Origin of the sequence: Paraburkholderia terricola, assembly GCF_003330825.1 — a bacterium.
Taxonomy (GTDB): domain Bacteria; phylum Pseudomonadota; class Gammaproteobacteria; order Burkholderiales; family Burkholderiaceae; genus Paraburkholderia; species Paraburkholderia terricola.
This window is the reverse complement of sequence record NZ_CP024942.1, coordinates 329,795-352,039: the sequence shown is the minus strand read 5'-3', so window position 1 is coordinate 352,039 and position 22,245 is coordinate 329,795. Positions and strand designations below refer to the sequence as shown.

Annotated in this window: 10 protein-coding genes and 2 pseudogenes; 3 read left to right on the top strand and 9 right to left on the bottom strand. The window is 63.6% G+C overall.

The features are described 5' to 3' along the window. Nucleotides 1-413 precede the first annotated feature (413 nt). A pseudogene (locus CUJ90_RS20000) lies at nt 414-1,327 on the top strand (site-specific integrase). Here CUJ90_RS20000 and istB read toward each other — a convergent pair. Both istB and istA read right to left on the bottom strand, forming a co-directional pair. Next, nucleotides 1,272-2,039: an IS21-like element helper ATPase IstB gene (istB, locus tag CUJ90_RS19995; protein WP_114162720.1), complete on the bottom strand. Its 768-nt coding sequence runs from the start codon at nt 2,037-2,039 to the stop codon at nt 1,272-1,274. The pseudogene CUJ90_RS20000 and the gene istB overlap by 56 nt on opposite strands. Nucleotides 2,040-2,051: 12 nt before the next feature. Continuing rightward, nucleotides 2,052-3,575 carry an IS21 family transposase gene (gene istA / locus CUJ90_RS19990; RefSeq protein ID WP_114162721.1) on the bottom strand — a complete coding sequence of 508 codons (1,524 nt, stop codon included), beginning with the start codon at nt 3,573-3,575 and terminating at the stop codon, nt 2,052-2,054. A 96-nt stretch (nt 3,576-3,671) separates the two neighbouring features. Between istA and CUJ90_RS33830 the strand changes: the two genes are divergently transcribed. Both CUJ90_RS33830 and CUJ90_RS19980 read left to right on the top strand, forming a co-directional pair. Next, the gene (locus CUJ90_RS33830; protein ID WP_479724650.1) at nt 3,672-3,857 is read left to right on the top strand and encodes a hypothetical protein; all 186 of its coding nucleotides are present in this window, start codon (nt 3,672-3,674) and stop codon (nt 3,855-3,857) included. Nucleotides 3,858-3,878: 21 nt separating this feature from the next. Then, nucleotides 3,879-5,048, top strand: a complete 1,170-nt coding sequence (locus tag CUJ90_RS19980) for an IS91 family transposase (protein ID WP_114163762.1) — start codon at nt 3,879-3,881, stop codon at nt 5,046-5,048. Nucleotides 5,049-5,678: 630 nt separating this feature from the next. Here the strand turns inward: CUJ90_RS19980 and CUJ90_RS19975 are convergent. The 7 genes and pseudogenes from CUJ90_RS19975 to CUJ90_RS19945 form a co-directional block, all read right to left on the bottom strand. Continuing rightward, nucleotides 5,679-6,863, bottom strand: coding sequence for an IS110 family RNA-guided transposase (locus CUJ90_RS19975; protein WP_244220097.1), 1,185 nt, complete (start codon nt 6,861-6,863; stop codon nt 5,679-5,681). Beyond that, on the bottom strand, nt 6,854-8,638 hold the full coding sequence (gene ltrA / locus CUJ90_RS19970; protein WP_227470939.1) for a group II intron reverse transcriptase/maturase: 1,785 nt from the start codon (nt 8,636-8,638) through the stop codon (nt 6,854-6,856). Before ltrA ends, CUJ90_RS19975 begins: the two co-directional genes overlap by 10 nt. 598 nt (nt 8,639-9,236) lie before the next feature. Continuing rightward, a pseudogene (locus CUJ90_RS19960) lies at nt 9,237-9,920 on the bottom strand (tyrosine-type recombinase/integrase); the annotation flags it as partial. Continuing rightward, nucleotides 9,868-10,023, bottom strand: coding sequence for a hypothetical protein (locus CUJ90_RS32675; RefSeq protein ID WP_161553709.1), 156 nt, complete (start codon nt 10,021-10,023; stop codon nt 9,868-9,870). The pseudogene CUJ90_RS19960 and the gene CUJ90_RS32675, both read right to left, overlap by 53 nt. A gap of 16 nt (nt 10,024-10,039) precedes the next feature. Continuing rightward, entirely contained in the window at nt 10,040-10,366 is a 327-nt protein-coding gene (locus CUJ90_RS19955) for a hypothetical protein (RefSeq protein ID WP_152035366.1), read from the bottom strand. A gap of 546 nt (nt 10,367-10,912) precedes the next feature. Next, nucleotides 10,913-12,265, bottom strand: a complete 1,353-nt coding sequence (locus tag CUJ90_RS19950) for a TolC family outer membrane protein (protein ID WP_114163759.1) — start codon at nt 12,263-12,265, stop codon at nt 10,913-10,915. 244 nt (nt 12,266-12,509) lie between these two features. Continuing rightward, nucleotides 12,510-22,196 (bottom strand): Ig-like domain-containing protein, encoded by a 9,687-nt coding sequence (locus CUJ90_RS19945; RefSeq protein ID WP_114163758.1) that lies wholly within the window; start codon nt 22,194-22,196, stop codon nt 12,510-12,512. Between the last annotated feature and the right edge of the window lie 49 nt (nt 22,197-22,245).

The following is a 22,245-nucleotide window of genomic DNA, read 5'->3' as shown; positions in this document are numbered from 1 at the left end:
TCGTAGACGAGTGCGGGCCCCTCGAATGGCGGCCTTGCGGCGCGCGCTCGTAGGTCTTCCCGGCCGCCTGAGTCGCTCGCCATCTAACTCACCGCAGTTGCAGCGCTCAACACCCAGGCCGGGAGATGTTGGCGTTAATCATCCCCGGATGGACGAAGTGGCCGGAATTTACCATGCCGGGGCTCCGGTCAGTTTTTCGAGCCGCACGTTGCTCCAAGGGCCGCTCTCTGCGCGAAACCGCCGCTGGGATGTCCAAATCAACGTGCAAGCGAACGACCGCAGATGGCCGTTGGACTAAACCGCTCGCGCGGTAGGGGCTACGGTCCGGCGCTGGAGGTCAGGCAGAGGCCGGTCACGCGGCTTTATGTTGGCGAATGAGGCAATCCGCCTCGTTCTTCAGCAGGAGCCGGATCATGACCTCCTTACCGGCAAACGCCAGCCCACTGCGCCAGCGCATGATCGACGACATGCGTATGCGCCAGCTTGCCCCCAAGACGCAGGACATTTATCTGCACATCGTGCCTGAGTTCGCCCGGTTTCTCGGGCGCTCACCTGACACGGCCACCGTCGAGGACCTGCGCCGCTACCAGCTCTATCTGGTGGACCACGGCACATCGGCCGTGTCGCTGAACCACGCGATCACCGGCCTGAAGTTCTTCTTCACGGTCACGCTCGACCGGCCCGAGCTGATGGTCAGGATGCAACCGGTGCGTGTGCCCCGCATATTGCCCGTCGTGCTCAGTCCCGATGAAGTGCGGCGACTCATCGAGGCGGCCGCCAACCTGAAGCACCAGACCGCGCTGTCGGTCGCGTACGGGGCGGGGCTACGCGCCGCGAAGTGGTCGCGCTGAAGGTCACCGACGTCGACAGCGAACGCATGACGCTGCGCATCGAGCAGAGCAAGGGTCGCCGTGACCGCTACGCGATGCTCTCGCCGGTGCTGCTCGAGCGTCTGCGTGTGTGGTGGCGCGTGGCCCGTGCGCAGGGCAGGATGCCCGATGGTGGGTGGCTGTTTCCGGGGCTCGATCCGCTCGATCAGTTAAGCACGCGACAGTTGAACCGTGCCATTCATGCCGCCGCCGAGGCTGCGAACATCGACAAGCGCGTGTCCATGCACACGCGGCGGCATAGCTTCGCGACACACCTCCTTGAACAGAAGGTGGACATCCGCGTGATCCATGCGTATTTCGGCGAACGTGACCGCCGATTTCGGGAACGTGACCGATCCGGCGGGGTTGGGCGTTGCGCGGTGTTGATTGTAGATTTTCTTGTTAGTTCTGGTCGAGTTCGGGCTCCAGGACGTTGGGTTTTAGGGATGCCTTTCTGAGGGATTCACCGGTGAGCGTGATCCGGTGATGACGCTGCATGAGACGGTCGAGCATTGCGTCGGCGATGGTCTCGTCGCCGATCCATCCATGCCAGTGCTCAATCGGTAACTGGCTGGTGATGATGGTCGCCTTTCCCGCCGAGCGGTCATCGATCATCTCGAGCAGATCGTTTCGAACCATCGCATCGAGGGGCGCCATTCCCCAATCGTCGAGTAGAAGCACGTCAACGCGGGCGACCTGCAGCAGCCATTTTGTGAAGCCCCCATTGCCGTGCAGAACGCGAAGCTCCTCGCCAAGTCGCGGCACGCGCAGATACAAGGCCGAATGCCCGCGCCGGCAAGCGTATTGGGCTAGGGCGCAAGCGAGCCACGATTTCCCAGCGCCGGTTGGACCGCTGATGAGCAGGCTGTAGCCGGCTTGGACCCAGTCACCGAGCGCGAGACTCGTGAGTGAGCGCGGATCAACGCCACGGCCAGCGCGCGTGTCGAGATCTTCAATGGCGGCTTGCGGATACTTGAGGCGCGCCTGCTTGAGCAGTCGGGTACGACGGCGATCATCACGCCAGCTGGCTTCCCGGTCGACCAGCAGTGACAGGCGTTCCTCGAAGCTCAGGCTGGCCGCACCGGGCTGCGTCAGTTGTTCTTCCAGGCCGTCAGCGAAGCCGTCCAGCTTCAGGGTGCGCAGTTGCGTCAGTGTCTGTTGCATCATCATGGTGGGTATCCTTTATTGGTAGTAGCCGGGGCCGCGTACATGCGCGTGGTTCGGGCTGATCCAGTCGGCAGGCGTTGCCACTGCTGCGCGGTCGCGGTTGTTGATCAGGATGTCGCGCACGTGGCGGTAACGGTGCACGCCCAGCTCCAGTGCTAGCGCACAGGCGGCTTCGAGACGTTCGCGGCCATAGCGACGTGAGAGCGAGAGCAATCCGAGGCACGCCCGATAGCCGTGTTCCGGATGGCGTTGCTCCTGCAGCAGCCGGGTAACAAGCACGCCGGTTGCCGCGCCGACCTGCTGTCCCCAATGAATCAGCCGCTGCGGCGTCCATTCCAGATGAGCGCGGTGCGCCGCCGGCATGTGCTCGACGACGGTGGTGTAGCCGCCTGCGCGCTCGTTGCGTGCGTGGCTGGCGACACGGCGACCGCGATGCAGCAGTTCGACAGCGCCCGCCGTGATGCGCGCATCGAGCTTGAGACCGACCAGCGCGTGCGGCACGCTGTAGCGGTGTTTGTTGATCTCGACGTGATAGTCGATGTGAACCGTCACTGTCTTGAAGCGCGCGAGCTCATAGGGCTGTGCCGGCAGCGGCTGCAGTGCCGGCGCGTCCAGCTGGGCGAATGCGCTGGCGCGACATCCCGGCAGCTTCTGGAACGGCCTCTCATTCAGGTTCTTGAGCAGCGGGCGGATCGCCTCATTGACCGAGTGGACCGACTCAAACCGGTGATGACGCAGGCGCGCCATGATCCAGCGTTCGACGACCTGGACCGCAACCTCTACCTTCGGTTTGTCCTGCGGACGATATACACGTGCAGGAAGGAATGACGTGCCGTAGTGACGCGCAAAGTCCAGCACGGTGTCGCCGGCGCGAGGTTCATAGCGATCGGGATCGGCAATCATCGCGCGCGGGTTATCCGGCACGATCAGCTGCGGCACGCCGCCATAGAAGGTCAGCGCACGTGCGATGCCGCCCAGCCAGTCCTCCATCGTTTCGGCTGGCGTCGCGCATGCGAACGTGTAACTCGATGCGCCCATGGCTGCCACGAAGATGTGCGCGCGGCGTCCAGTCGTCAGCGGCAACGTGGGGCCGGCGAAGTCGACAAACAGTTTCTCGCCGGCGCGGTGAATCTGACGCATCGAGCGCTTCAGGCGTTTCGTGAACGCCTTGTAGTGCTCGCAGAACTGCGTATAGCGGTAGGTCTGCCGGTCCGCGAACTCGGCCTGGTACTCCTCCCACAGCAACGTCAGCGTCATGCCCTTGCGACGCAGCTCCTGGTGGATGCGTCCGTAGTCGGGCTGGGCGTAGCCTGCTGGCCCCGTGGGCTTGCCGAGGAGCCGCCGCTCAAGGTCGCCTTCATCCATATCGCAGGCGCTTGCCCAGTCCAGCCCGGCGGCACCGGCCAGTCCTATGTACTTCGTGACCACGCCCTTGGATATACCCAGTGACGCGGCGATCCGATCGTGTGAGAAGCCGCCGTCGAATTTAAGTCGTAAAACGTCCTTGATCATGCGCATGTTCATCCGGTGCGCGGGCATGCTCTCTCCGGCAAAAGCCGGCGAGCATAGCCCGCGTAGTTGATGTCATGCGCAACGCCAATCCTGCCTTCCAGTCCGCTCGGTCACGTTCCCGAAATGACCGGTCACGTTGCCGAAATCGCCGGTCACCATCCCGAAACGGCCGGTCACGTTCGTCCGAAATACGCAATCCAGGTGCTGCTCGGCCATGCGAAGCTCGAGAACACCGCGCTCTACGTCCAGGTGGCCACCGACCTGCTGCACGAGGTCACGAGTCCGCTGGACCGTCTGCCCTCCGCGTAGGCCCGCGCGCTGTAGCGTCTCATGCTGGAGGTTGCGGACTTCTTCCGCAGTCACGGGCCAGCGTGGCGGGCCACGACACGCCTGAGCCTGGGGCAGCTGAAGGTCATGTCGGCCATCGAACGGTGCCGCACGGCGGCACTGGGCGGACATGTGCTGCGCTGTTCAGGCTGCGCAACGACAGAGGTGTCCTTCAACTCCTGTCGCGACCGGCACTGCCCGAAGTGCCAGGCCAGTGCCGCGCACCGCTGGCTGGAGGCACGCCAGGCCGATCTGCTACCCGTCGAGTACTTCCACGTCGTCTTCACGCTGCCCGCGCCAATCAGCGCGATCGCCTGGTACAACAAGCGGCTTGTCTACGGACTGCTGTTCGACATCGCCGTCGACACACTGCGCACGATCGCCGCAGATCGCAAACACCTCGGCGCCCAGATCGGTGCCACGCTTGTACTGCATACCTGGGGCTCGGCGCTCACGCATCACCCGCACGTGCATGGCATCGTGCCCGGCGGCGGACTCTCACCCGATGGCGAGCGATGGATTGCGTGCCGGCCTGGCTTCTTCCTGCCGGTGCGCGTGCTCTCGCGCCTGTTCCGGCGCCGCTTCCTCGAAGCACTCGCAGACGCACACCGGCGCGGCCAGTTGCAGTTCTTCGGCGAGTACACCGGGCTCGCTGATCCCGCCACCTTTGCCCAATGGCTTGCGCCGCTACGTACCTGCGAATGGGTGGTCTACGCCAAGCGCCCGTTCGCCGGACCGCAAGCGGTGCTTGAGTACCTCTCACGCTACACGCACCGCGTCGCCATCTCCAACCAGCGCCTGGTCGCCTTCGATGAGCGCGGCGTGACGTTCCGCTGGAAGGACTACCGTGCAAAGGGACGCACCCGCTACAAGACCATGATCCTCGAAACCGGCGAATTCATGCGCCGCTTCCTGCTCCACGTGCTGCCCGGTGGCTTCCATCGCATCCGTCACTACGGACTGCTCGCCAACCCCGTGCGCCGCGCCAGTCTCGCGAAGGTGCGGGACCTCCTGCACGTCGCACCCGAGGTCAGCCCGCCACCCGATGACACCGTCATCCAGACCCGGCCCGTCTTCATCTGCCGGCACTGCGGCGCACCGATGATCGTCATCGACATCCTCGCGCGCAGCGCCCCGATCCACGCTCCGCCGATGCGCCGGAGTCAGACATGAGCGCAACACTTGCTCGATCTGCCTGTCGAACGTCGGCTCTGCGGCAACGCGGCCCACGAGCGGACGTTTGCGCGTGTCGCTTCGCGCAGTCCCTCGCACCTCCGCTTCGCCACCACAATTGCGCCACTGCACCGCTTCATCACCGCGTCAGCGCGCATCCAGCATCCCGCCTGGCCGCCCACCCATCAACACCACTGGGCATCCTGACCGATCAATCGCCATAGCCGCCAAGCTCCAACCGCATCGGGGCACTCCGCGGTTTCCTCCATCGAGGCTTATTCGACGCCCGCCAACACGCACGGAGGCGCCGTCACATTCCTGTAGCCGATGGCAGGCATCGAATAACCCGATATGACTTTCCATGTCAATCGGAATGTAAGGTGTCCAGCGCTCTCCTACCCGAATGAATTTCCTGAGGGCGGCGTAGCAGTAAATCTCGACGGTGGATCATGCTGATATCCGCGGGTTGGTTACCGCATTACAGTGGACCGTCTCATGAGCCTGCCGCATTCTTAAGTCGCAAGTCCGGGTGATATCCGTTGCGGGGGTTGTGCCGCGGGTTACTCGAGTAGCCGGGCTACGCCGCCTTCAGGAAACTCGTGGATCTATGGGGTGATCGCCATGGTGTAATCAGGTTGTCGGTCTGTTACTGGGTAACGCGAGCGACATCGCCAGGCGCCCGATGTCCCAGATGAAACCTGACAGTTCACGGGCGACGGCCACGACCGTGGTGTTGGCATGCTTACCACGCGCGGCGAGCCTCCGGTATCGGCGACACAGTCGAACCTGCGCGTCCCAGGCACGATCGATGATGGCCTTCGGAATGCCTTCATGCCGACGCTGAATGTCGGGACTTACGCGTGCCGGGTGCCGGTAACTCCAGGCAGCCTCGACGAGCAACTTTCTCGCATAGCCATTGCCGGTCTTGGTGATGCTTCCCTGCCGTCGCTTGTCACCCGATGAGTGCTCTGACGGGGTGACGCCGAGCCACGCCATCAATTGACGCGGATGTTCAAAGCGCGACAGATCTCCGAGTTCGGCAAGCATTCCAACGGCCGTGGTGAACTGCACACCGCGCATGGCCTGCAGGCCCAGGACTGCCGGATAGAACCGCCAGTTTGTCACTGCCTCACGCAAGGCACCTTCAACACGCTGGCATTGTGCGAGCCGGTCGTCAATCGTGCGCCGAAGTTCCTCAAACGCGAATTGTTGCCATTCGCTGCCGAACGCATACTGGCTTACCCAGCGTCGGTGAGCAGGTCCCCAGTCGGCGTGACCGGCATAGCGCACACCGTGTGCTAGCAGGAACGACTTGAGCCGCTGCCGCGCCTGCCTCAGATCGTCTTTGGCCGTCATCCATGCACGGGCGAGGTCGCGAAATGCCTCGTCCTCGACGGTCGGCACGCACACCGCTGACAGGTCCCCAGCCCGCAGGCAGCGCACAAGCTTGACCGCATCGCGCCGGTCCGTCTTGACGCGCTCGCCGGGTTTCCTTGGAATCAGTGACGGTGCGCACACCATGCAGTCGAATCCCTTCTGGACCAGTTGGCGGTAAAGCCCGTAGCCACATGGCCCTGCCTCATAGACGACGCGTACGTGTCGCGCTTTCGATTGAAGACGCTTGCACAGGCGATCGATATCCGTCTTCGTCGTACCGGTCTTGCCGGGCAGTTCGACCTCGCCCGCGCCGAGCGCATAGGCGACCGTGATCGACTCCTTGTCGGGTAGCAGCGACGCATCACTGCGCCGCCGCCCCCTTAGAACCGGACGTGCAGGTCGCCCCGCATCCGGCTCAAGCCATTGCTTCAGCACCATGGTGTGGCACCGGGCAATCTGGCGGAGCGTTTTGCGGTTCGACGGCGGACAAAGTAGGTATCCCATGCCGGATCAAACGGATTGGCCAGCCCCCGGATTTTGACGTGCCGCTGAATCACAACCGTCGCTGCGCGGAAGAGTTGCAGACCGCAGGTGTCACCCTCGGTTGAACCCTTTGTCGCAAAATCCCAGAACCGGTATCCATCACGCTGGAAGTACCGTTGTCTGACCCACCGGGCTCCTTTCATGGGGTGTCGACGCTTCGCCCATTTCCAGAGCCGTTGCCAGATGTGTGAGTCGATTGAGGAGAAGGTCACTTTCGACACGACGTGACGGTGATACTGGGCCCATCCCCGGATCACAGGGTTTAGCTGGCGTATCAACGCCTCCTGCGTGGCGCTCGCGTTGTCCTTGATGATTCCCCTGACCTTATCAAGCAGCGACTTGATGCTCTTGCTCGCTGGCTTGATCAGCAGCTTGCCGTCGTACTTGCGCACGTTCTGGCCGAGGAAATCGAAACCCGCCGCTATGTCCGTGATCCGGGTTTTCTCTTCCGAGAGCTCCAGACCCCGAGCCGCCATGAACTGCCTGACTGCCGGAAGCACCCGGGATTCCAGCACATCTTTCGACACGCCAGTCACCACAAAGTCATCGGCATAGCGGACGACGTTGAGCTGAGCCTTTCTGCGGACAAGTGTGGATGTTCCCACACTTGTATGAACTGCTGCTTCAAGTCCATCCAACGCCATATTCGCGATCACAGGCGAGATGACACCCCCTTGGGGTGTACCCGCCTGCGACTCGAACAGGGTTCCCTCATCGATATATCCGGCCTGAAGCCACTTGCGCAGAACCTCCTTATCCATCGGTATGTTCTCCAGTAACCAGGAGTGACTGAAGTTGTCGAAACAGCCTCGAATGTCACCCTCCAGAATCCATTCTGGCGAAGCACGCTTGGCCAGAACGTTGAAGCACTGTTCGATGGCATCGGCGGTCGAACGTTCGGGCCGAAAGCCGTAGGAATTGGCGTCTGCCAAGGTCTCCGCGATGGGTTCCAGAGCGAGCTTCCATAAGGCCTGCATCGCCCGGCACCGCATACATGGGATTCCTAACGGACGCTTCTTTCCGTTACTCTTGGGAATGTAGACACGCCGCAGCGGCATCGCTCGATAGCCTCGATGTCGTAGCGACAACATTCCTTTCCATCTGGCCGCCGGTGATGACCAGATCCTGCCGTCCACCCCCGGCGTTCTCTTGCCGCGATTCTCCGTCACACGCTTGACAGCGAGCATCTTGCCGCCATGCGAGCGGGTTAGCAGACGCTGCAGTGCTTTCACCTTGCCCCATCTGCCGTCCCGAACTGCCTTGGCAATACGCAACTGAAGTCGTTTCACCTCTGCTTCGATGTGCGACCAGTTTGCATGGTCCCACATCTGCGCAGCGCGCGAGGGCGCACCAGCGTCAAACGCTTTCGCGTCCATTGCCGTCATCTGCTTCCCCCCGTATAACGATTTGTCAAGGTTATCTCGCCATGAATGACCACGCGGAAGTTTGCCCGCTTTCGCGTCGGGCAATGTCTCAGCCCGTATCCCGTCCATTACAGCCGGGCGTTCGCTTTCTCCGCGCTCCTCTACCCACCGCGCCAACAGCGTTCCTTGCGGTTCGCCTGCCGTTGCCGGCAGCGCGATGGGCTTACCCTGTTCCGCATAAATTTCCGAGCGGGGCGGACCCTTCCTATTCGCCGGCGGCTTGTCGTCCATGGTGGCCCAGTTCACGAGGACCACTCCACACCGCGTACCGTTTTGGTCCAAGCCTGTCAGCACGTTTGGCTTGCTACTGGTGACGACGTTTATCGGAAGTTCACATATGTTGGTCGTACCCGCTCATCCCTTGCTCCTCTCCGCCTTCGTGCTGGCAGATTCCGCCTCACCTCGCGGTTCGACGTACCGGTTATCCGGCGGCTACGTTGTCCCCAGAGCTTCACACCAAGCTGTTGCCGGCTCAGCATGTCCGGGTAGGGAACGGTTGATGGAACAACCGGTTTCATCAGGTCATACCTTCTCCAGTGAAACAGAAACTCAAGCGACTTTCAGGTCGCACGTGAACATCCAGTCCCACATACACCGTGCTATCGTTTTCCATGCTGGCCTCCGTGCCGGAAATCGCCAGGTGTGGCGCTGTCCACACCATGCGGCTCTGGCAGAAATGCTAACCCGCGTCTGATTCCTCACGGCGGGCCAGCCTCTGCCTCACGGAAAGTCATAGTGTCTTAACGGTTGTTGCCTGACGCGGAACAGGCCGCAAGCGGACATTCATCCGCAATCCAGGTAACAACGAACGTCGGCAAATGCCGAACTTCAGCCGTCTGGACTACTAGTCAAAGCGGTGCTTTTCATCGGTTTCACGATGACGACGATCGCCGTCCACGTGAAGATACTGACCGGTGGTCGTGAGCGACGCATGGCCGAGATTGTCACGCACGAGCCGCAAGTCGACCTGTTGGCCCGCGATATGCGACCCTGCGCTGTGCCTCAGCTAATGCGCTGACGCCTGCTCCAGTTGATCGGCTCGTGGCGCATGCGTTTCGCCACGGGCACGCAGTGCGTCGGCTGTGCCGCCGAAAACCTGCTTGACGATGCGGTGCAGTGCGGCGCGCGTCAACGGTTTGAGCGACTGCCCGATCGGCAGTAACAGGGGCGTGTCTTCGTCCTGAGATGGAAGTGCCGGTAGTCCCCGTTCGCGACGGTATGTCGAGAGGTCCGCCATCATCTCCAAGGTGGCTGGCGCCAGCGGCTCCCTTGCCGCCTTTGCCCAGCACGTCCAGCCACCAGAGATCTTCGCCGTTTACGACCCGGCGGCGGAAGAATCGGCCCATCGTGTTTTCACCCACTTGAGTGATCCGTAAGCCATCCAGATAGAGCAGGGTGACAGCCAACACGTGCGCGAGTAATGCTCGCGTTCGCGGTCCGTTTCTTTCGGCACCGCCTGAATCCAGGTTTTGACCTCAAGCCACAGCTCGGGCGACAGATAGCGTGTGATACGCGGCTTTTCCTGCCTCGAAGCTCTCCCGCACCATCGCCAGTTTCTCGTCCATCGACCAGCGCCGCTGACGCTGCGGCCCCCTCAATACTTCCATCACTTCTTGCTTGTTACTAGTCATGTACACAGTCTTATGCCTACGGCCGTAGATCGATGTCCGCCACGGAAGGCAGCACCCGAGCCCAAGCAAGGATGGCGTCTGACGACTTCCATTCCGCGAGTAACGCGCTTTCTGATTTGGCCTGCACCACGCCACTATTGGCCTCAGTCGCATCCGCCTGTTTGGTCTTTGCGGGTGATTTGGAGCTCTCGGGCGTGTCGACCTTTTCCAACATCGCCAGATCCGCGCAGTGCTTCTTCGAATCTGTCACCGCAACAGTAGCAATCTGATCGAACAGACTAGGTAGAAACCGCTCAGCGAGCATCAACTTCGCCCAGCACCGGCAGCTTGATTTCTTCGCCAAAACCTGATCTGATGCCGCTGACGCCCTTCGGCTTCCTCGGATGTCAGTTGACGGGGCGACAGCAGTCCGGACGCTGTCATGTCGTCACCGGTGAGGTCTGCCTGGCATGGCGCCGGGCGAGATGGGCAGAAAGGACGAACCAGCTATGCGGGTCGGGGCGCAATCAGTTTCTCCGATTGACTGATCCGCACAACGAACGGTGGGAGACGGTCGAGCCGACCGGGCCATTCGCGACCCGTCAACGGTCAGTCTTCCAAGAGGAATGCGAGCCGCATGGGATGTTTTTCACGGGGTCGCGCGTCCTCATTTCCTGTGTCTCGGATTTCGGGGTGGTGGGCGAAGCTACGTTTCGCTACCTGTCCCCGGCACCCGTTGATGCGTCGACCGGATTCTGGCGATTTCGGCAAGCAATGTTAAGCGGCCGTGAAAAACCGTATTGCGAATATCAAATCGCCTGCCCTAAGTGTTGCGGGTATGAGCGGCCAGGTCGAGAATGAACCGATGATCGGTGTTGTTGAACATCTCAGCTTTCTTGCTATTACTACGTCAGCGGTTCGGTACAAACGGAATTTGTGCGCTGTGTAACGACCAAGCCTCTGCCGGCAGCCCAATATGCAATATGCCCAGCAACTGCCCCATGCCGGCGAACACGCGGTAGGCGCTCGCCACCTCCGCATACTGGCCGCCAACATAGGCAATGCGTGCACTGTAATACTCGTTCTCCGCATTGAGCAAATCGAGCAGCGATCGTTGCCCGATTCCGAACTGCAACAAATACGCCTCCCTGGTTGCCGCACTGGAATCGACGTATTGCTTGAGCACGACTACCCGATCGCGTGCCGTGAGGTACGCATTGAACGCGAGTGAGACGCTTTCCTGTATCTCGAGACGCGTACGGTTGCGCACTTCTTCGGCTTCCCGGATCTGGGCATGCGTCTCCCCGATTCGTGCTTTATCAGCCCCGCCCTGGAAGATGTTGTAGCGAAGGCGCAGCATCACGCGGCGATCGTTGATTGGCCCGAGAACGCCCTCCCGGTCATGAGTCGAGCTGAGCTCGAGATCAAGACGTGGCCACAAAGCCGACTTGGCGACGTCGTACTGTGCCCGGGCTTGAGCGACGTCCGCCTCGGCGCCCGCGAGCGAAGGGTGGTTGGCCAACGCCGTGTCCAGCGCTTGCCGTTCGGTTTGCGGCAACTCGCTCTCCGGTGCTACCGGCTTGGCGAGAGCATCCGGCGGCATGCCCACCAGACGGGCGTAGGCAACCTCGGCATCTTTCAGGCTGCTTTGCTCGGACCGCAAATTGTCCCGGGCCAGAGCCAGACGACTTTCTGCTTGATAAAGATCGGCGCGGCGTCCGACGCCGCGGTCGCTGCGTAGCTTGATCTGATCGTAGATCCGGAGGTGGGATTCGATGTTGTCTTCGGCGGCGGCCGTCGTCTCCTTGCGGCGCAAAACTTCAAGGTAGGCGCCCACCACACGCAACGCCACGTCCTCCGCGGTAGTGGCTACGCCATAGGCCGAGGAATCGATGCGAGCGCTTTGACGCGCCACTTCACTTTTGACCGCGAAGCCGTCGAACAGCATTTGCGACAGCGTCACGTTGGCGGTGCTATGCGTGAAGCTGGTCCGATTCAAGCCGAGCAGGCGCGTCTCTTCGTCGTCGCGCCGTTCCCTGCCGATGGCCGTGTCGACGTCCAGGCGGGGCCAGTAACCGGCCTGCGCCTGCTTCAGGCCCTGGTCTGCCGCCTGTCGGTGATGAGTGGTGGCGAGTACTTCGGGATTGGTTCTTATCGCCTGTTCGACTGCTTCCTGGAGGCTTTGCGCGCCCGCGAGCGAAGGTGAACCCGCAATCGCCGATGCCAGTACAAGCATGGCTAGCCATGGTCTTCTTCTATTCATTGCGCATTTCCTGTAACCCGACGGTGGCTTGTATTCACTGCCGCTCAAGCACAAACAGACATTCGCGATGCTCGGAACCATGTGGCCGACGCATGTTACTGGAGATGTGTTGCGCTTTCAATTGACGTATCCCCGCTCACCGGATGGTGTCGCGGGAAATGCATTGAGAAGTATGACCCTGCGAGGAACGCATTTGAATGCTCGATGAATAGTTCAAGCGTTGCTCGCGGGGTGTGCTGGCCGCCTAATACTCCTGAATGTGAGGCAGCGCTGGCGTAACGTAAGTCACGGCGGTGCCAGTGCCCTGATCATGCGTGAACTGGAAGCCGGCGGCAGACAGCCCGCCTTGCAGCGCGAGCTGAGCGGAGTGAACGCCGTCGCTGACGGTCAGCGTGCCTCCCGTTCCCGCATCATTGGCCGTAAAGCTGAGTGTCGTATGGTCATTGCACAAGACGTCCGCAAGATCTAGCGTGTTGCCGGCGCCGAACCCGGAAACCGTACCGGTGAAGTTGCCTGATTGATCGAGCTTGAGCGTGCCCGTGGCGCCGTCGGCGAACGTCGTGTTTTCCATGGATGCAGCGCCGAACTCGAGTGTCGCGGCACCGCTGATCGTCGCGTGGCCGTTGCCGGTGACATCACCGTGTATCGCCAGGCTGCCGTTATTGGCCAACAGGTGGCCCGCATTCGCCACTGCGCTGTCGATCACGAGGCCGCCGCTGCCCGTTGCTTCAAGCGTGCCTGTGTTGACTATGACGTTGCTTCCTGTGTCGATGACTAGCGCGTTAGTACCGTTGGCGACAATCGTCCCCTCATTGACAAGCGTCAATTGGCCGGCTCCAATCTGGCCGGCACCGGCGATCGTGTTGTCGACGTTGATGAGCGTCGCGTCGGGACTGCCGCCAAATATGACGTTGTGGCTGTCGTCGGAGAGTGTAAGGTGTCCGCCGCCTTCAAGCGATGCACTCTTCACGAGGACCTCGAGGTCGGTTCCGTCGCCCGTTGACGCGAGCGCTATCGTACCTGTGTTGTTGATCGTCCCGCCGAGGGGAAGCATTGCGCCATCGTTCACCGTCATGACGCCCGAGTTGACCATGACTGGCTCCTGGTCAAACACGAAGTTGTCGACGGTGAGGTCTGCGGAATGGACACCCATGACCGTAAGCGTTTCGCCGGCGCCCAGTGCAATTACTGCATTGCCGCTGGCATCGTCGGTCATGTGCGTCTGGACGTCGCTGAAACTCGTGATGCCCGTGAAGCCGACGAGATCGATCCTGTCCGCCGCGAGGTCGAGATTGTGCAGCGTGTCGCTTCCGATGGGTTGTGCGAAAACGAATAAGTCATGGCCGGCAGAACCCGTCAGGTGATCGTCGCCCGACCAGGCGAAGATCGGTGAGTTTGCCGCGTAGGCCTCCACATTGTCGGCAACTGTGACGCTCGCATGGCTACCGTCCGTGTTGGTCCAGTTCTCGGTGACGGTGAGCACCGTGGCGCCGGTAAAGGACGCCGGCGGCGTGACCGTGAGAGCGCTGAGATCGTTCGTCGGGACGAGCCATGCGCCGTTGCCGAGATCGGTTCCGGCGTTCAATTGCCAGCCGGAGGGGATGCCGGCAATCGTTACCGTGAGGTCGGCCGGATGGCTGGACAGATCGGTTAGCGCAAGGTTGATTTCGGAACCGGCGATGCCGGCGGGGGCTGCGTGTGTGGAGGTTTTGGTATTGCCTGCGAGGTCCCATTCGGTCACTGTCAAATTGTGATTATTTAGTCCCGACTGGGATAGGACCCACGTTCCACCGCTCTGCTGTGTCGCGGAGTAGTCGGCCGAATTACTATTGTCGTGGACCCCGACTTTCCAAACGTTGGAAGTGTCGGTGGCGGCAGTCAGCTTGTTCCCACTGTAGCTCCACGACAGGTTCGCTGGAGACGTGGTATCGAGCGTGAAGCTGAAGGCCGTTGCAGCCGACACATTGCCGGCGACGTCGGTCTGCCGCACCTGCACGCTATTCGCCCCTTCGACGGCGCTGAAGCTGCTGCTCCAGTGCGCCCCGTTGTCGACGCTGTACTGGACGGTTGCGCCACTCTCGACACCACCGAGCGTCAGCGTCCCGGCACTGGTCACGTGATCGCTGGCACTGCTGCCGGAGTCGGTGGCGAGTGCCACTGCGGGTGCCGCCGCGGCCGTGTCGAGCGTGAAGCTGAAGCCGGTCGCGGCCGACACATTGCCGGCCACGTCGGTCTGCCGCACCTGCACGCTATTCGCGCCTTCGACGGCGCTGAAGCTGCTGCTCCAGTGCGCCCCGTTATCGATGCTGTACTGGACGGTCGCGCCGCTCTCTATACCACCGAGCGTCAGCGTGCCGGCACTGCTCACGTGATCGGTGGCGCTGCTGCCCGAGTCGGCGGCGAGCGCCACGCCGGGTGCGACAGCCGCCGTGTCGAGCGTGAAGCTGAAGCCGGTCGTGGCCGACACATTGCCGGCCACGTCGGTCTGCCGGACCTGCACGCTATTCGCCCCTTCGACGGCGCTGAAGCTGCTGCGCCAGTGAGCCCCGTTATCGACGCTGTACTGGACGGTCGCGCCACTCTCGACACCACCGAGCATCAGCGTCCCGGCACTGGTCACGTGATCACTGGCACTGCTGCCGGAGTCGGTGGCGAGTGCCACGCCGGGCGCCGCCGCGGCCGTATCGAGTGTGAAGCTGAAGCTGGTCGCGGCCGACACATTGCCGGCGACATCGGTCTGCCGGACCTCGATGCTGTTCAGGCCTTCCTGTGCCGAGAAGCCGGTGCTCCAGGTAGAGCCGCCATCGGTCGAGTATTCGACGGTTGCGGCGCTTTCGATGCCGCTGAGGGTGAGCGTGCCGGAGCTGGTCACGTGATCGCTGGCACTGCTGCCGGAGTCGGTGGCAAGTGCCACGCCGGGCGCCGCCACGGCCGTGTCGAGTGTGAAGCTGAAGCTGGTCGCGGCCGAGACATTGCCGGCCACGTCGGTCTGCCGGACCTGCACGCTATTCGTCCCTTCCGCAGCGGTGAAGCCGGTATTCCACGTATGGCCGCCATCGGTCGAGTATTCGACCGTCGCGCCACTCTCGACACCACTGAGGCCAAGCGTGCCGGCACTGGTCACGTGATCGCTGGCACTGCTGCCGGAGTCGGTGGCGAGTGCCACGCCGGGTGCGACAGCCGCCGTGTCGAGCGTGAAGCTGAAGCTGGTCGCGGCCGACACATTGCCGGCGACGTCGGTCTGCCGCACCTGCACGCTATTCGCCCCTTCGACGGCGCTGAAGCTGCTGCTCCAGTGCGCCCCGTTGTCGATGCTGTACTGGACGGTCGCGCCGCTCTCTATACCACCGAGCGTCAGCGTGCCGGCACTGCTCACGTGATCGGTGGCGCTGCTGCCCGAGTCGGCGGCGAGCGCCACGCCGGGTGCGACAGCCGCCGTGTCGAGCGTGAAGCTGAAGCCGGTCGCCGCCGACACATTACCGGCGATATCGGTCTGCCGCACCTGCACGCTATTCGCGCCTTCGACGGCGCTGAAACTGCTGCTCCAGTGCGCCCCGTTGTCGATGCTGTACTGGACGGTCGCGCCGCTCTCTATACCACCGAGCGTCAGCGTGCCGGCACTGCTCACGTGATCGGTGGCGCTGCTGCCCGAGTCGGCGGCGAGCGCCACGCCGGGTGCGACAGCCGCCGTGTCGAGCGTGAAGCTGAAGCCGGTCGTGGCCGACACATTGCCGGCCACGTCGGTCTGCCGGACCTGCACGCTATTCGCCCCTTCGACGGCGCTGAAGCTGCTGCTCCAGTGCGCCCCGTTGTCGATGCTGTACTGGACGGTCGCGCCGCTCTCGATACCACCGAGCGTCAGCGTGCCGGCACTGCTCACGTGATCGGTGGCGCTGCTGCCCGAGTCGGTGGCGAGTGCCACGCCGGGCGCCGCCGCGGCCGTGTCGAGTGTGAAGCTGAACTCCGTTGCCGCCGAGACGTTGCCTGCCACGTCGGTCTGCCGGACCTGCACATCATTGGTCCCTTCCACGGCGGTGAAGCCGGTGCTCCAGGTAGAGCCGCCATCGGTCGAGTATTCGACGGTTGCGGCGCTTTCGATGCCGCTGAGGGTGAGCGTGCCGGAGCTGGTCACGTGATCGCTGGCACTGCTGCCGGAGTCGGTGGCGAGTGCCACGCCGGGTGCCGTCGCGGCCGTGTCGAGCGTGAAGCTGAAGTCCGTTGCCGCCGAGACGTTGCCGGCGACATCGGTCTGCCGGACCTCGATGCTGTTCAGGCCTTCCTGTGCCGAGAATCCGGTGCTCCAGGTAGAGCCGCCATCGGTCGAGTATTCGACGGTTGCGCCACTCTCGACACCACCGAGCGTCAGCGTCCCGGCACTGGTCACGTGGTCGCTGGCGCTGCTGCCCGAGTCGGTGGCGAGTGCCACGCCGGGCGCCGCCGCGGCCGTGTCGAGTGTGAAGCTGAACTCCGTTGCCGCCGAGACGTTACCGGCCACATCGGTCTGCCTGACCTGCACATCGTTGGTCCCTTCCACGGCGGTGAAGCCGGTATTCCACGTATGGCCGCCATCGGTCGAGTATTCGACGGTCGCGCCGCTCTCGATACCACCGAGCGTCAGCGTGCCGACACTGGTCACGTGATCGGTGGCGCTGCTGCCCGAGTCGGCGGCAAGCGCCACCCCGGGTGCCGCCGCGGCCGTATCGAGTGTGAAGCTGAAGCCGGTCGCGGCCGACACATTGCCGGCCACGTCGGTCTGCCGGACCTGCACGTCATTGGTCCCTTCCGCAGCGGTGAAGCCGGTATTCCACGTATGGCCGCCATCGGTCGAGTATTCGACGGTCGCGCCACTCTCGACACCGCCGAGCGTCAGCGTGCCGGCACTGCTCACGTGATCGCTGGCGCTGCTGCCCGAGTCGGCGGCAAGTGCCACGCCGGGCGCCGCCGCGGCCGTGTCGAGCGTGAAGCTGAAGGCCGTTGCCGCCGAGACGTTGCCTGCCACGTCGGTCTGCCGGACCTGCACATCATTGGTCCCTTCCACGGCGGTGAAGCCGGTGCTCCAGGTAGAGCCGCCATCGGTCGAGTATTCGACGGTTGCGGCGCTTTCGATGCCGCTGAGGGTGAGCGTGCCGGAGCTGGTCACGTGATCGCTGGCACTGCTGCCGGAGTCGGTGGCGAGTGCCACGCCGGGTGCCGCCGCGGCCGTGTCGAGCGTGAAGCTGAAGCTGGTCGTGGCCGAGACATTGCCGGCCACGTCGGTCTGCCGGACCTGGACGGTGTTCGCCCCTTCGACGGCGCTGAAGCTGCTGCTCCAGTGGGCTCCGTTGTCGACGCTGTACTGGACGGTTGCGCCACTTTCGATGCCACCGAGTGCCAGCGTGCCGACACTGGTCACGTGATCGCTGGCACTGCTGCCGGAGTCAGTGGCAAGTGCTACGCCAGGTGCCGCCGCGGCCGTGTCGAGTGTGAAGCTGAACTCCGTTGCCGCCGAGACGTTACCGGCCACATCGGTCTGCCTGACCTGCACATCGTTGGTCCCTTCCACGGCGGTGAAGCCGGTATTCCACGTATGGCCGCCATCGGTCGAGTATTCGACGGTCGTGCCGCTCTCGATACCACCGAGCGTCAGCGTCCCGGCACTGGTCACGTGATCGCTGGCACTGCTGCCGGAGTCGGTGGCGAGTGCCACGCCGGGCGCCGCCGCGGCCGTGTCGAGCGTGAAGCTGAAGCCGGTCGCCGCCGACACATTACCGGCGATATCGGTCTGCCGCACCTGCACGCTATTCGCGCCTTCGACGGCGCTGAAACTGCTGCTCCAGTGCGCCCCGTTGTCGATGCTGTACTGGACGGTCGCGCCGCTCTCGATACCACCGAGCGTCAGCGTGCCGGCACTGCTCACGTGATCGGTGGCGCTGCTGCCCGAGTCGGTGGCGAGTGCCACGCCGGGCGCCGCCGCGGCCGTGTCGAGTGTGAAGCTGAACTCCGTTGCCGCCGAGACGTTGCCTGCCACGTCGGTCTGCCGGACCTGCACATCATTGGTCCCTTCCACGGCGGTGAAGCCGGTGCTCCAGGTAGAGCCGCCATCGGTCGAGTATTCGACGGTTGCGGCGCTTTCGATGCCGCTGAGGGTGAGCGTGCCGGAGCTGGTCACGTGATCGCTGGCACTGCTGCCGGAGTCGGTGGCGAGTGCCACGCCGGGTGCCGTCGCGGCCGTGTCGAGCGTGAAGCTGAAGTCCGTTGCCGCCGAGACGTTGCCTGCCACGTCGGTCTGCCGGACCTGCACATCATTGGTCCCTTCCACGGCGGTGAAGCCGGTGCTCCAGGTAGAGCCGCCATCGGTCGAGTATTCGACGGTTGCGGCGCTTTCGATGCCGCTGAGGGTGAGCGTGCCGGAGCTGGTCACGTGATCGCTGGCACTGCTGCCGGAGTCGGTGGCGAGTGCCACGCCGGGTGCCGTCGCGGCCGTGTCGAGCGTGAAGCTGAAGTCCGTTGCCGCCGAGACGTTGCCGGCGACATCGGTCTGCCGGACCTCGATGCTGTTCAGGCCTTCCTGTGCCGAGAATCCGGTGCTCCAGGTAGAGCCGCCATCGGTCGAGTATTCGACGGTTGCGCCACTCTCGACACCACCGAGCGTCAGCGTCCCGGCACTGGTCACGTGGTCGCTGGCGCTGCTGCCCGAGTCGGTGGCGAGTGCCACGCCGGGCGCCGCCGCGGCCGTGTCGAGTGTGAAGCTGAACTCCGTTGCCGCCGAGACGTTACCGGCCACATCGGTCTGCCTGACCTGCACATCGTTGGTCCCTTCCACGGCGGTGAAGCCGGTATTCCACGTATGGCCGCCATCGGTCGAGTATTCGACGGTCGCGCCGCTCTCGATACCACCGAGCGTCAGCGTGCCGACACTGGTCACGTGATCGGTGGCGCTGCTGCCCGAGTCGGCGGCAAGCGCCACCCCGGGTGCCGCCGCGGCCGTATCGAGTGTGAAGCTGAAGCCGGTCGCGGCCGACACATTGCCGGCCACGTCGGTCTGCCGGACCTGCACGTCATTGGTCCCTTCCGCAGCGGTGAAGCCGGTATTCCACGTATGGCCGCCATCGGTCGAGTATTCGACGGTCGCGCCACTCTCGACACCGCCGAGCGTCAGCGTGCCGGCACTGCTCACGTGATCGCTGGCGCTGCTGCCCGAGTCGGCGGCAAGTGCCACGCCGGGCGCCGCCGCGGCCGTGTCGAGCGTGAAGCTGAAGGCCGTTGCCGCCGAGACGTTGCCTGCCACGTCGGTCTGCCGGACCTGCACATCATTGGTCCCTTCCACGGCGGTGAAGCCGGTGCTCCAGGTAGAGCCGCCATCGGTCGAGTATTCGACGGTTGCGGCGCTTTCGATGCCGCTGAGGGTGAGCGTGCCGGAGCTGGTCACGTGATCGCTGGCACTGCTGCCGGAGTCGGTGGCGAGTGCCACGCCGGGTGCCGCCGCGGCCGTGTCGAGCGTGAAGCTGAAGCTGGTCGTGGCCGAGACATTGCCGGCCACGTCGGTCTGCCGGACCTGGACGGTGTTCGCCCCTTCGACGGCGCTGAAGCTGCTGCTCCAGTGGGCTCCGTTGTCGACGCTGTACTGGACGGTTGCGCCACTTTCGATGCCACCGAGTGCCAGCGTGCCGACACTGGTCACGTGATCGCTGGCACTGCTGCCGGAGTCAGTGGCAAGTGCTACGCCAGGTGCCGCCGCGGCCGTGTCGAGTGTGAAGCTGAACTCCGTTGCCGCCGAGACGTTACCGGCCACATCGGTCTGCCTGACCTGCACATCGTTGGTCCCTTCCACGGCGGTGAAGCCGGTATTCCACGTATGGCCGCCATCGGTCGAGTATTCGACGGTCGTGCCGCTCTCGATACCACCGAGCGTCAGCGTGCCGACACTGGTCACGTGATCGCTGGCACTGCTGCCAGAGTCGGTGGCGAGTGCCACTGCGGGTGCCGCCGCGGCCGTATCGAGCGTGAAGCTGAAGCTGATCGCGGCCGACACATTGCCGGCCACGTCGGTCTGCCGGACCTGCACGCTATTCGTCCCTTCCGCAGCGGTGAAGCCGGTATTCCACGTATGGCCGCCATCGGTCGAGTATTCGACCGTCGCGCCACTCTCGACACCACTGAGGCCAAGCGTGCCGGCACTGGTCACGTGATCGCTGGCACTGCTGCCGGAGTCGGTGGCGAGTGCCACGCCGGGTGCGACAGCCGCCGTGTCGAGCGTGAAGCTGAAGCTGGTCGCGGCCGACACATTGCCGGCGACGTCGGTCTGCCGCACCTGCACGCTATTCGCCCCTTCGACGGCGCTGAAGCTGCTGCTCCAGTGCGTCCCGTTGTCGACGCTGTACTGGACGGTTGCGCCACTCTCGACACCACCGAGCGTCAGCGTCCCGGCACTGGTCACGTGGTCGCTGGCGCTGCTGCCCGAGTCGGTGGCGAGTGCCACGCCGGGCGCCGCCGCGGCCGTGTCGAGCGTGAAGCTGAAGCCGGTCGCCGCCGACACATTACCGGCGATATCGGTCTGCCGCACCTGCACGCTATTCGCGCCTTCGACGGCGCTGAAACTGCTGCTCCAGTGCGCCCCGTTGTCGATGCTGTACTGGACGGTCGCGCCGCTCTCTATACCACCGAGCGTCAGCGTGCCGGCACTGCTCACGTGATCGGTGGCGCTGCTGCCCGAGTCGGCGGCGAGCGCCACGCCGGGTGCGACAGCCGCCGTGTCGAGCGTGAAGCTGAAGCCGGTCGTGGCCGACACATTGCCGGCCACGTCGGTCTGCCGGACCTGCACGCTATTCGCCCCTTCGACGGCGCTGAAGCTGCTGCTCCAGTGCGCCCCGTTGTCGATGCTGTACTGGACGGTCGCGCCGCTCTCGATACCACCGAGCGTCAGCGTGCCGACACTGCTCACGTGATCGGTGGCGCTGCTGCCCGAGTCGGCGGCGAGCGCCACGCCGGGTGCGACAGCCGCCGTGTCGAGCGTGAAGCTGAAGCTGGTCGCGGCCGACACATTGCCGGCGACGTCGGTCTGCCGCACCTGGACGGTGTTCGCTCCTTCGACGGCGCTGAAGCTGCTGCTCCAGTGCGCCCCGTTATCGACGCTGTACTGGACGGTCGCGCCACTCCCCACACCGCTCACCGCAAGCGTGCCGACATTGGTCACGTGATCGCTGGCACTGCTGCCCGAGTCGAGCGCCAGCACCACACCCGGCGCCGCGCCGGCTACCGTATCGAGCGTGAAATTCAAGGTCGCCGCAGACGACACGTTCCCGGCGACATCGATCTGCCGGACCTGCACGCTATTCGCGCCTTCCATCGAGCCGAAGCTGCTGCTCCAGTGAGCCCCGTTATCGCAGCTGTACTGCACCGTCGCTCCGTGCGCGAGCCCGCTGACCGCGAGCGCGCTATCGCACGTGACGTGGTCCGCGGCCGAAACGCCAGTGTCATGCGCCAGTGTGACGACGGGCGCAGGCGGCGCAATGTCGACATAGGCGGTCGCCCAACTCAGGGTGCCGTTGCCGAGCCGAATCGCATAGGTAAAACTGTCTTGCGCATATCCGACAGTGTTGAAACTGTTCGAGAGCCAGGCTGAGTCCAGGTGACTCGCGTCATATCCCACCTTTCCGTCGGACGTGATCCAAAGGTGCGCACCGTGTGCGCTGTAGTCCGTGCTGACCGCTTCCGCCCTGGCGTTGTCCTGGGTCAGCAGGGCTGTTTGCTCGAGCACTGTCGTGGCTTCGGTACCGGAGTCGATAGAGTAGAGCGTCTTGGCCGCTCCGCCGAGATCGTTGGCCATTACGTTAAGGTAGACGACACCGAGCGCATTGTCGGTGAGTCCGGTCTGAGCCGACGTAAACAGGTCATTGTTGGCTTGCGGCGTGTTGCTGATGGAAACCGTAATTCCATTGCTAATGGTTGTCATGATGTCCCCGTCCCCTTATCGTTAATTCGTCTCAGCGTAAGATGCCCGT

Excerpts from the sequence above, each read along its gene's own strand:
- istB (WP_114162720.1), bottom strand. The coding sequence starts at position 2,039 with ATGATGATGCAACAGACACTGACGCAACTGCGCACCCTGAAGCTGGAC.
- istA (WP_114162721.1), bottom strand. The coding sequence starts at position 3,575 with ATGCCCGCGCACCGGATGAACATGCGCATGATCAAGGACGTTTTACGA.
- CUJ90_RS33830 (WP_479724650.1), top strand. The coding sequence starts at position 3,672 with ATGACCGGTCACGTTGCCGAAATCGCCGGTCACCATCCCGAAACGGCC.
- CUJ90_RS19980 (WP_114163762.1), top strand. The coding sequence starts at position 3,879 with ATGCTGGAGGTTGCGGACTTCTTCCGCAGTCACGGGCCAGCGTGGCGG.
- CUJ90_RS19975 (WP_244220097.1), bottom strand. The coding sequence starts at position 6,863 with ATGGTGCTGAAGCAATGGCTTGAGCCGGATGCGGGGCGACCTGCACGT.
- CUJ90_RS32675 (WP_161553709.1), bottom strand. The coding sequence starts at position 10,023 with ATGACTAGTAACAAGCAAGAAGTGATGGAAGTATTGAGGGGGCCGCAG.
- CUJ90_RS19950 (WP_114163759.1), bottom strand. The coding sequence starts at position 12,265 with ATGAATAGAAGAAGACCATGGCTAGCCATGCTTGTACTGGCATCGGCG.
- CUJ90_RS19945 (WP_114163758.1), bottom strand. The coding sequence starts at position 22,196 with ATGACAACCATTAGCAATGGAATTACGGTTTCCATCAGCAACACGCCG.